Here is an 8,569-nt window from a genome sequence, read left to right as displayed (position 1 = left end):
TGATGCCCGCCGAGGCCGGCGCGCAGATAGGTCGACCGGCTGCCCAGCACCGGCGCCACGGCGATGCCGCCGGCCACGGCCAGATAGGTGCGGCAGCCGATATTGGTCGGGGTGAAGCGCAGCTCCGCCCCCTTCGGCACCAGCACCGGCCGGCGCAGGGGCACGGCCTCGCCGTCAATGGTCCCGCGCATGCCGCCGCCGGCCAGCGCCACCAGCGTCTCGGCCTCGAAGCGCAGGGCCGCGCCCATCAGCGTCATCTCCAGCGTCGCGGCGCCGGGATCGTTGCCGACCAGGATGTTGGCGACGGCGTGCGACCGCCGGTCCATCGCCCCGCCGACCACCACGCCGTGCCGGCGATGGCCGAAGCGTCCGAGATCCTGCACCGTCGACAGCAGGCCGGGCTCGAGAACGACAATGCTCACTTGGCGTCTCCGGCCAGGGCCTCGAACTCAGCCGCCGCGATCGGGCGGAAGCGGATGCGGTCGCCCGCCTGCAGCAGGCAGGGCGGGTCCTCGGCCGGGAGAAACAGGGCCAGCGGGGTGCGGCCGATCAGATTCCAGCCACCGGGGGATTCGACCGGATAGATGCCGGTCTGCGGCCCGCCGATGGCGACCGACCCGGCCGGGATCCTCAGTCGCGGCGAGGCCCGGCGCGGCGTCGCCAGCCTTTCGGTCAGCCCGCCGAGGAAGGGGAAGCCCGGGGTGAAGCCGATCATGTGCACCCGGTACTCGCCGCCGGAATGCAGGGCGATCACCTCCTCCTCGGTCAGGCCGTGATGCTGCGCCAGCTCGGCCAGGTCCGGGCCGAACGCGCCGCCATAGGCGACCGGGATCTCGACGATCCGCGGATCCGCCAGGGCCGAGGGATCGAGGCCGGACAGCCGCGCCTCCAGCAGGCGCTGCACCGTGGCGGCCGGCGGCTCGTCACGATCGCGCGGCACCGCATCGGGGTCGAAGAACACGGCCAGGGTGGCGAAGCCGGGCGAGGCCTCGACGAAGCCAGGGAACGGGTTGCCCTCCAGCGACAGGGCCAAGGCGTGGATGGCGTCGGCGATCGCGGGATCGATGGTGTCGCCGAAGCGCACCACCATCGCGGTCTCGGTCATCACGGCGATCGACGCAGCGGGCACGGGCCTCTCCTCGAATCCTATGATCAAGCCATAGCGCGGCGGCGGCCCGGGCGGAAGCATGGGCCTCTTGATTAGCCCGCCGGGGCGGTGATGATGGGCATGACGTCCTTGCGCCACCCCATAGCGACCCGGGAGACCCTGCGTGACCGATCCGGCCCTGTTGTCGGCAGCCGAGCTGTCCAGCCTCTACGCCGCCCGCGACCTGTCCCCGGTCGAGGCGACGCAGGCCAGCCTCGACCGGATCGAGCGGCTGAACCCGCAGCTCAACGCCTTCTGCGGCGTCTATCCGGAGGAGGCGCTGGCCCAGGCGCGGCAGTCGGAGGCGCGCTGGCGCGAGGGCCGGCCGCTGAGCCCGATCGACGGCGTGCCGACCTCGGTCAAGGACCTGGTGCTGGCCCGCGGCTGGCCGACCTTGCGCGGGTCGAGGACGGTCGACCCGGCCGGCCCCTGGGACCAGGACGCGCCGTCGGTGGCGCGGCTGCGCGCGGCCGGGCGGTGCTGGTCGGCCGCACCACCACGCCGGAATTCGGCTGGAAGGGCGTCACCGATTCGGCGCTGACCGGCATCACCCGCAACCCCTGGGACCCGACCAAGACGCCCGGCGGCTCCTCCGGCGGCGCCGCGGTGGCGGCGGCGACCGGCATGGCGGCGCTGAATATCGGCAGCGACGGCGGCGGGTCGATCCGCATCCCCGCCGGCTTCACCGGCATCTTCGGTCTCAAGCCCAGCTTCGGCCGCGTGCCGGCCTATCCGCTGAGCCCCTTCGGCACGGTCTCCCATCTCGGGCCGATGACCCGGACGGTGCGCGATTCCGCGCTGATGCTGTCGGTGATGGCCCGGCCCGACCCGCGCGACTGGACCGCCCTGCCCTTCCCGGTCACCGATTTCACCGAGGGGCTGGAGGACGGGGTGCGCGGCCTGCGCATCGCCTACGCCCCGACCCTGGACGACGCGCCGGTCGACCCCGAGGTCGCGGCGTCGGTGGCGCAGGCGGCCCGGGTCTTCGCCCAGCTCGGCGCGCGGGTCGAGACGGTGACGCTGGACCTGCCGGACACCGGCCCGGTGTTCCGCGCCCACTGGTTCGTCGGCGCCGCCACCCTGCTGTCCTCGATCCCGGAGGAGAAGCACGCCCTGATCGACCCCGGCCTGCGCGCCGTGGCGGCCGAGGGCGCGGCGATCCCGCTGCTCGACTATACGAGGGCGACGCTGGCGCGCGGCCGGCTGGGCGTGGCGATGAACCGGTTCCACCAGGACTGGGACCTGCTGCTGATGCCGTCCCTGCCGATCCCGGCCTTCGCCGCCGGGCGCAACCTGCCGCAGGGGCCGGACGGGGCGACATGGGCCAACTGGACGCCCTTCACCTATCCCTTCAACCTGACGCAGCAGCCGGCGGCCAGCGTGCCCTGCGGCCTGACCGCGTCGGGCCTGCCGATCGGCCTGCAGATCGTCGGCCCGATGTTCCAGGACGCGCTGGTGCTGCGCGCCGCCCGCGCCTTCGAGGCGCTGCACCCGGCGCCGCTGCCGCCGCTGGCCCGATCGTGACCGAGACCGAGCCCTTCTGGCGCCGCAAGCGCCTGGACGAGATGACCCGCAGGGAGTGGGAGTCGCTGTGCGACGGCTGCGGCCGCTGCTGCCTGCACAAGCTGCGCGATGCCGACGAGCCGCCGGACACGCCGAATGTCGACTACACCGACATCGCCTGCAAGCTCCTGGACACCCATAGCTGCCGCTGCACGCATTACCCGACCCGCCGCCGCTACGTGCCGGACTGCGTGCAACTGACGCCGAAGAATGTCGATCATCTCGGCTGGATGCCGTCGACCTGCGCCTACCGCCTGCTGTCCGAGGGCCACGACCTGTACTGGTGGCACCCGTTGGTCTCGGGCGACCCGGAGACGGTGCACATCGCCGGCATCAGCGTCCGCGACAAGGTGATCTCCGAGACCGAGGTCGAGGAGGACGAGTACGAGTACCACATCGTGGAGTGGCCTGCCTGAGCCCTTCCGGGAATGCTACTGGCGCGGCTGTCCGATGGTGGTTTCTCCGCTTCCGGTGCTCACGTACCAATGTGCGCTGCGCTCCGGTTCTCGAAACCGCCACCAGCCGACTCACGCCAGCGCATTCCCGAAAGGGCTCAGAGTTCACTCAAGGAATGTTCTTCGGCGGCAGCACCGGCTTCGGCAGCGGGACCAGGTCCACGGATTTCGACTGTCCGCCCAGGAACTCCGGGTCCAGCAGCCCGCCGCCGGAGGGGTCGCCGCCCGGCGGCGCGCCGGCGTTCACCGGCCCGATGACGGCGTCGTGCAGCGGCGCGCCGTAGAATTGCGACCGGCCGCCCTGCGGATGGCCCTTCTCGATCTCCGCCTGTGCGGCCGACACGCGGCCGGCCAGCTCCGGCGAATAGGGCAGCCGGTAGGCCCGGGGCACGCCGCTGGGCAGGTTGGCATCGTCCAGCTCCTCCAGCCAGAGATGCACGGCGCCGGGATCGCCGCGCGCCGGGTTCGGCTCCAGCACCCGCGTCCACAGCACCTGGAACCGCGCCGGCACCGCCACCGGCGCCGACCAGCCGAGCAGCCCCTGGGTGGCGAAGAACACCGCGACATAGGCGACGCTGGCGGCGAGGATGGCGCCGATCTTGAACCAGCGCCGCACCGGCAGCCGGATCAGCACCGCCAGCAGCAGCACGCTGAACAGCACATAGGCCACGGCCAGCCCGACGACGCTGCTTTCCAGCCCGGTCATGCCCGATTCCTCATGGGTGGCCGACCTGCCAGGTGCGGCTGAAGGTCTGCAGGATCGACCGCGCCACCCGGCTGGTGCCGGTGACGGTCCCCTTGTCGTCCAGGGTGAAGCGCACGATGGTGCGCTCCGACCCACCCTCGGCGGAGTCGATCGTCTCCTTCGCCACGATGGTCACGATCGGATTCAGCTTCTGTACCGTGACCGTCACCGGCACCGGTTTCCCGGTCAGGGCGGCGAAGTGATAGACGTTGACCGTGTATTCGCCGGCGACGATGCCGCGGATCGTCACCAGCTCCTGCCGCGTCGCGGTCGGCACCTTGACGCCGTTGACCAGCACGAAGTCGTTCAGCCCGCCGCGGTCGTCGCGGTCCAGCACCATGAAGCCGGCGTCGCGCCGGCGGTACCAGACGACGTTGCCGAGCGGGTCCTGCACGAAGATGTCGAAATCGTCGGGGTGGTTGTCCGGCCAGTCCATGCTGATCATGAACTCGGCCTTGCTGTCGACCTTCCCCTCCTTCGCCTCCGGCGCGACGATCAAGAGCGCGACGAAGAACAGAAAGGCCAGGATCTGCAGCGCCTTGAACAGCACCACGCTGAACGGGTCGAAGGCGTCTTCGCGCGGCAGGAGATCAAAGTCGTCGATCATTCGGCGGCCGCGCGGCTGTCCAGCGCCGAGACGACATGCACCTCGGTGAGGTCGACCGCAAAGGCGAAGATCCTGGCCGTGGCGCTGTCCAGCAGCGAATACTGGATCTTCAGCAGGATCGACCCGACCAGCCCGACCAGCGTCGTGTACATGGCCACGGCCATGCCGTCGCTCATCAGCGACATCGACGACCGCACCGCTTCCTTGTTCTCCGCGTCCAGCCCGGCGATCGGCGCCAGCATCATGATGAAGCCGATGATCGTGCCCAGCAGGCCCAGCTTCATCAGCGTGTCGGCGGCGAAGGCGCCGAATGCGTTCGACCCGCGCAGCCGGCTGGCCAGGACCCGCAGCAGCAGCGTCTGGTCCAGCCGCCGGCCGCCCTGCAGCCCTGCCTTGGTGACGAGGTCGCGGATATGGGCGGCGACGAGGCCCGGCGGCAGGTCGCCATCGCCGGCCATCATCGCGGCGCCGTTGCGGCCGACCGCCCGGGCGGTCCTCAGCGCGGCGTCGCCCTCCCGCGACACGGCCAGGACGCGCCAAAGGCAGTGCAGGCTGGCGGCCACGTAGAGCACGGCGATGACCGAGGAGATGTGCGTCGGGTCGCTCGTCGCCATACGCTGGATCAGGCCGAAATACCACAGCAGCACGACGCCGAAGACGCTGACGCCGGTGAAGATCAGCCAGGGCGGCAGCGGATCGCGCCCGGGCAGGTCGAAGTCGGTCTCGCTCATCCAGGAAGCTCCGGCGGCTGGTCGCGATCGTCCCGGAGCCTATCGGCCGGACCGGCCACGGGCCTGGGCACCGGTCACGAGACGCGTTGGGCAATTTGCCCGAACCTCGCCCCGGCGCAGCCTGCGCGCTTGCCAGCCCGGGCAGGCGGCGACCAGTATCGGCAAGATCCCTTCGTGCGGGGGCGGCCCATGAACCTGTTCGTTCATCTCGTCTTGCGTCTCGCCGCGATCGTCCTGCTCTGCCTGGCCTGCGCCGTCGGCTGGGTGCTGGTCGACACGCATCGCTCCATCGAGACGGAGGCGGCATCCTCCGCCGACCGGGTCGCCCGAGCGCTCGAAAACCTCTACTGGCGCGAGCTGCTGTACCGCGGCGGGCTGACCCGCGACCATCTGATACCCGTCCCCGCCTGGGAGACGCTGGCGACGATGAAGGTGATCTCGCCCGGCGTCTGCGTCACCTTCGCCCCGGGCAACGATGAGCCGCGGCATCTCTGCAGCCAGCTGGAGACCGTCGGCGACCCCGAGCCGGCCTGGTTCCAGGGTTTCTATGACGAGGTCTTCGGCCCCTATGCCCGGGTCGAGCGGCCCCTGACCACACGGCAGCCGGCGGCGGGCGTGGTGACGGCGGAGCCGGATCGCGGGGCCGCTATCCGCCAGGCCTGGCACCAGATCGCCGTCGTGCTCAGCGTGTCGGCGATGCTGGCCGCGGGCATCGGCATCCTCGCCGCCCTGTTCATCGGCCAGTCGCTGATGCCCGCCCGCACCATCGTCGCCGGTCTGAAGCGGCTGGAGCGCGGCGACTACAGCTATCGCCTGCCCCGCTACCGCACCGAGGAGTTCGACCGTATCTCCCGCGCGGTCAACGATCTGACCGCCCGCCTGGCCGAAACCACGGCGCAGCGGATGGCGCTGACCAACCGCCTGTTCCAGGTGCAGGAGGAGGAGCGCCGGGCCCTGGCGCGGGACCTGCACGACGAGTTCGGCCAGTGCCTTGCCGCCGTCGGCGCCCTGGCCACGGTGATCGAGCTGGAGGCGGCGGACCGCCCCGACCTGGCCAAGGATGCGCGGTCGATCCGTGAGACCAGCAAGCGGATGTCGGCGACGCTGCGCGGCGCCCTGGCCCGGCTGCGGTCGCAGGAGGTGGAGGAGCTGGGACTGGAGGCCAGTCTGGCCCAGCTGGTCGGCGGGTGGAACGCGCAGAAGGACCGGCAGGCGGCCTTCCATCTCGACATCGTCGGCAATCTCGCGGGCCTGCCCGAGGCCACCAGCCTGAGCATCTACCGCATCGCCCAGGAATGCCTGACCAACGCCGCCCGCCACGGCAAGCCGCGCGACGTCCGCCTGCAGGTGCAGCGCGTCGACGCCGAGGGGCGCGACGCCGTGGCCGTGAGCGTCGAGGATGACGGCGGCGGCACCCTGTCGCGCCTGGGCTGGGCCCCAGGCTACGGCATCCTCGGTATCCGCGAGCGGGTGACGGCGCTGGGCGGCAGCCTGTCGATCAGCCAGGCGCGCTGGGGCGTGCGCGTCGCCGCACTGATCCCCCTCGGCGCTCCGGAGACAGCGGCGGTGCCGGCGTGACCGGGCTGACCATCCTGCTGGTCGACGACCACCCGGTGGTGCGGGAGGGATATCGCCGGCTGCTGGAGCGCACGCCGGGTTACCGGGTGGTGGCCGAGGCGGATGACGCGGCGTCCGCCTACCAAGCCTATCAGAAGACCAGGCCCGACGTGGTGGTCATGGACCTGTCGCTGCCCGGCATCGGCGGGATCGAGGCGTTGCGGCACATCCGGCAATGGGACCGTGATGCACGGATCCTGATCTTCACCATGCACAGCGGCGCCGGCTTCGCCCTGAAGGCCTTCGAGGCCGGCGCCGCCGGCTATGTCACCAAAGGCAGCGACGCCGCCGAGCTGGTCAGCTCGATCGCGGTCGTCGCCAAGGGCGGAAGGGCGATGAGCGACGACGTCGCCCGCGAGATCGCCGCCGAGCGCCTGACCCGGCCGAGCTCGCCGCTCGACGATCTCAGCCCGCGGGAGGCGGAGATCCTGCGCCTCGTCGCCTCGGGCTGGTCGGATGAGGAGATCGCGGCCTCGCTGCATCTCAGCCTGAAGACGGTTCGCAACTACCACTACCAGATCAAGTCCAAGGTCGGCGCCCGCACCGACGCACATCTGGTGTGGCTCGCCATGGGCATGGGCCTGGTTCAGGCCGGCCCGCAGGGGGCGGCACCGCCGAAATGATCTGACGGGGTATGGCTCCATTTTTGCTGTCATTGCCGGGCTTGACCCGGCAATCCAGGGCCATCGGGAGCGGCTCTTCGGCCACCTTTCCGTCATGGCGAGGCGCGCAGCGCCGTGGCCATCCAGAGATCGAGCCGCTGGATGGCCACGCCCCTTCGGGGCTCGCCATGACGAATCGATATTCCTGGCGACGCAGACGCCAAGGCGGCAATGTCGGTCCTGGACCGAACGCAGGGAGTCGACATGTCAGGACCGGGCGTGACGCTGCTGGATGGCGGCATGGGGCGGCAGCTCGCCCGGATGGGTGCGCCCTTCCGGCAGCCGGAATGGTCGGCGCTGGCGTTGATCGAGGCGCCCGAGACGGTGCAGGCGGCGCATGCGGCCTTCATCACGGCCGGGGCCGAGGTGATCACCACCAACAGCTACGCGCTGGTGCCCTTCCACATCGGCGAGGAGCGCTTTGCCGCGCGGGGGCCGGAGCTGGCCGACCTGTCGGGCCGGCTGGCGCGCCAGGCCGCGCAATCGTCGGCCACCCCGGCGCGGGTGGCGGGATCGCTGCCGCCGCTGTTCGGTTCGTACCGCCCCGACCTGTTCGAGCCGGAACGGGCGCCGGAGATCGCGAAGATCCTGGTCGAGGGGCTGGCGCCGCACGTCGATTTCTGGCTGGCCGAGACCCAGAGCTCGATCCGGGAGGTCGCCGCGGCGGCCGCCGCCGTCGCCGGACACGGCAAGCCGCTATGGGTCTCCTACACCATCGAGGACGAACAGCCGGAACCCGGCGCGCCGCGGCTGCGCTCCGGCGAGCCGGTCGAGCAGGCGGTCCGGGCCGCGCTCGACCTCGGCGCCGAGGCGGTGCTGTTCAACTGCAGCCAGCCCGAGGCGATGGGCGACGCCGTGGCCGCCGCGGCCCGGGTGATCGGCGCGGCCCCGGCCCGGATCGGCGTCTACGCCAACGCCTTCCCGCCGCAGCGGGAGGAGTGCCGCCGCCAATGAGGGCCTGTCGGAGCTGCGGGCTGATCTCGACCCCGACAGCTATCTCGGCTGGATCCGGCGCTGGTCGGCTCGGCGCCACGCTGGTCGG

The 8,569-nt window shown here is 71.4% G+C and carries 9 protein-coding genes and 1 pseudogene; 5 read left to right on the top strand and 5 right to left on the bottom strand.

Annotated features, from left to right (window positions below):
• Together P409_RS19045 and pxpB are read right to left on the bottom strand one after the other, a co-directional pair.
• On the bottom strand, window positions 1-422 hold a 422-nt coding region (locus tag P409_RS19045; protein ID WP_034841489.1), incomplete at its 3' end, for a 5-oxoprolinase subunit C family protein.
• A complete protein-coding gene (gene pxpB, locus P409_RS19040) occupies window positions 419-1,129 on the bottom strand; it encodes a 5-oxoprolinase subunit PxpB (RefSeq protein WP_238578724.1) in 711 nt (236 codons plus the stop codon). The genes pxpB and P409_RS19045, both read right to left, overlap by 4 nt.
• A gap of 142 nt (window positions 1,130-1,271) precedes the next feature.
• Here pxpB and P409_RS19035 point away from each other — a divergent pair.
• A pseudogene (locus P409_RS19035) lies at window positions 1,272-2,671 on the top strand (amidase).
• A complete protein-coding gene (locus P409_RS19030) occupies window positions 2,668-3,126 on the top strand; it encodes a YcgN family cysteine cluster protein (protein WP_034841484.1) in 459 nt (152 codons plus the stop codon). The pseudogene P409_RS19035 and the gene P409_RS19030 overlap by 4 nt, the downstream one beginning before the upstream one ends.
• A gap of 148 nt (window positions 3,127-3,274) precedes the next feature.
• Here the strand turns inward: P409_RS19030 and P409_RS19025 are convergent, their stop codons facing one another.
• The 3 genes from P409_RS19025 to P409_RS19015 are packed head-to-tail and all read right to left on the bottom strand — an operon-like array spanning window position 3,275 to window position 5,248.
• Window positions 3,275-3,871 carry a hypothetical protein gene (locus tag P409_RS19025; RefSeq protein ID WP_034841481.1) on the bottom strand — a complete coding sequence of 199 codons (597 nt, stop codon included), beginning with the start codon at window positions 3,869-3,871 and terminating at the stop codon, window positions 3,275-3,277.
• Between the two features lie 10 nt (window positions 3,872-3,881).
• Window positions 3,882-4,517, bottom strand: a complete 636-nt coding sequence (locus P409_RS19020) for a hypothetical protein (protein ID WP_052120936.1) — start codon at window positions 4,515-4,517, stop codon at window positions 3,882-3,884.
• Window positions 4,514-5,248: a MotA/TolQ/ExbB proton channel family protein gene (locus P409_RS19015; RefSeq protein ID WP_052120934.1), complete on the bottom strand. Its 735-nt coding sequence runs from the start codon at window positions 5,246-5,248 to the stop codon at window positions 4,514-4,516. Before P409_RS19015 ends, P409_RS19020 begins: the two co-directional genes overlap by 4 nt.
• A 189-nt stretch (window positions 5,249-5,437) precedes the next feature.
• Here P409_RS19015 and P409_RS19010 point away from each other — a divergent pair, with 189 nt between their 5' ends.
• From P409_RS19010 to P409_RS19000, 3 genes are all read left to right on the top strand, one after another.
• On the top strand, window positions 5,438-6,826 hold the full coding sequence (locus P409_RS19010) for a histidine kinase (RefSeq protein WP_034841478.1): 1,389 nt from the start codon (window positions 5,438-5,440) through the stop codon (window positions 6,824-6,826).
• Window positions 6,823-7,488, top strand: a complete 666-nt coding sequence (locus tag P409_RS19005; RefSeq protein WP_034841475.1) for a response regulator — start codon at window positions 6,823-6,825, stop codon at window positions 7,486-7,488. Before P409_RS19010 ends, P409_RS19005 begins: the two co-directional genes overlap by 4 nt.
• A gap of 243 nt (window positions 7,489-7,731) precedes the next feature.
• Entirely contained in the window at window positions 7,732-8,481 is a 750-nt protein-coding gene (locus tag P409_RS19000) for a homocysteine S-methyltransferase family protein (protein WP_202964723.1), read from the top strand.
• The last annotated feature ends 88 nt before the right edge of the window (window positions 8,482-8,569 follow it).

This window comes from Inquilinus limosus MP06 (assembly GCF_000767795.1).
GTDB lineage: Bacteria > Pseudomonadota > Alphaproteobacteria > DSM-16000 > Inquilinaceae > Inquilinus > Inquilinus limosus_E.
Note: the sequence above shows the minus strand (reverse complement) of the source record. Positions and strands in the feature narration are given on the sequence as shown.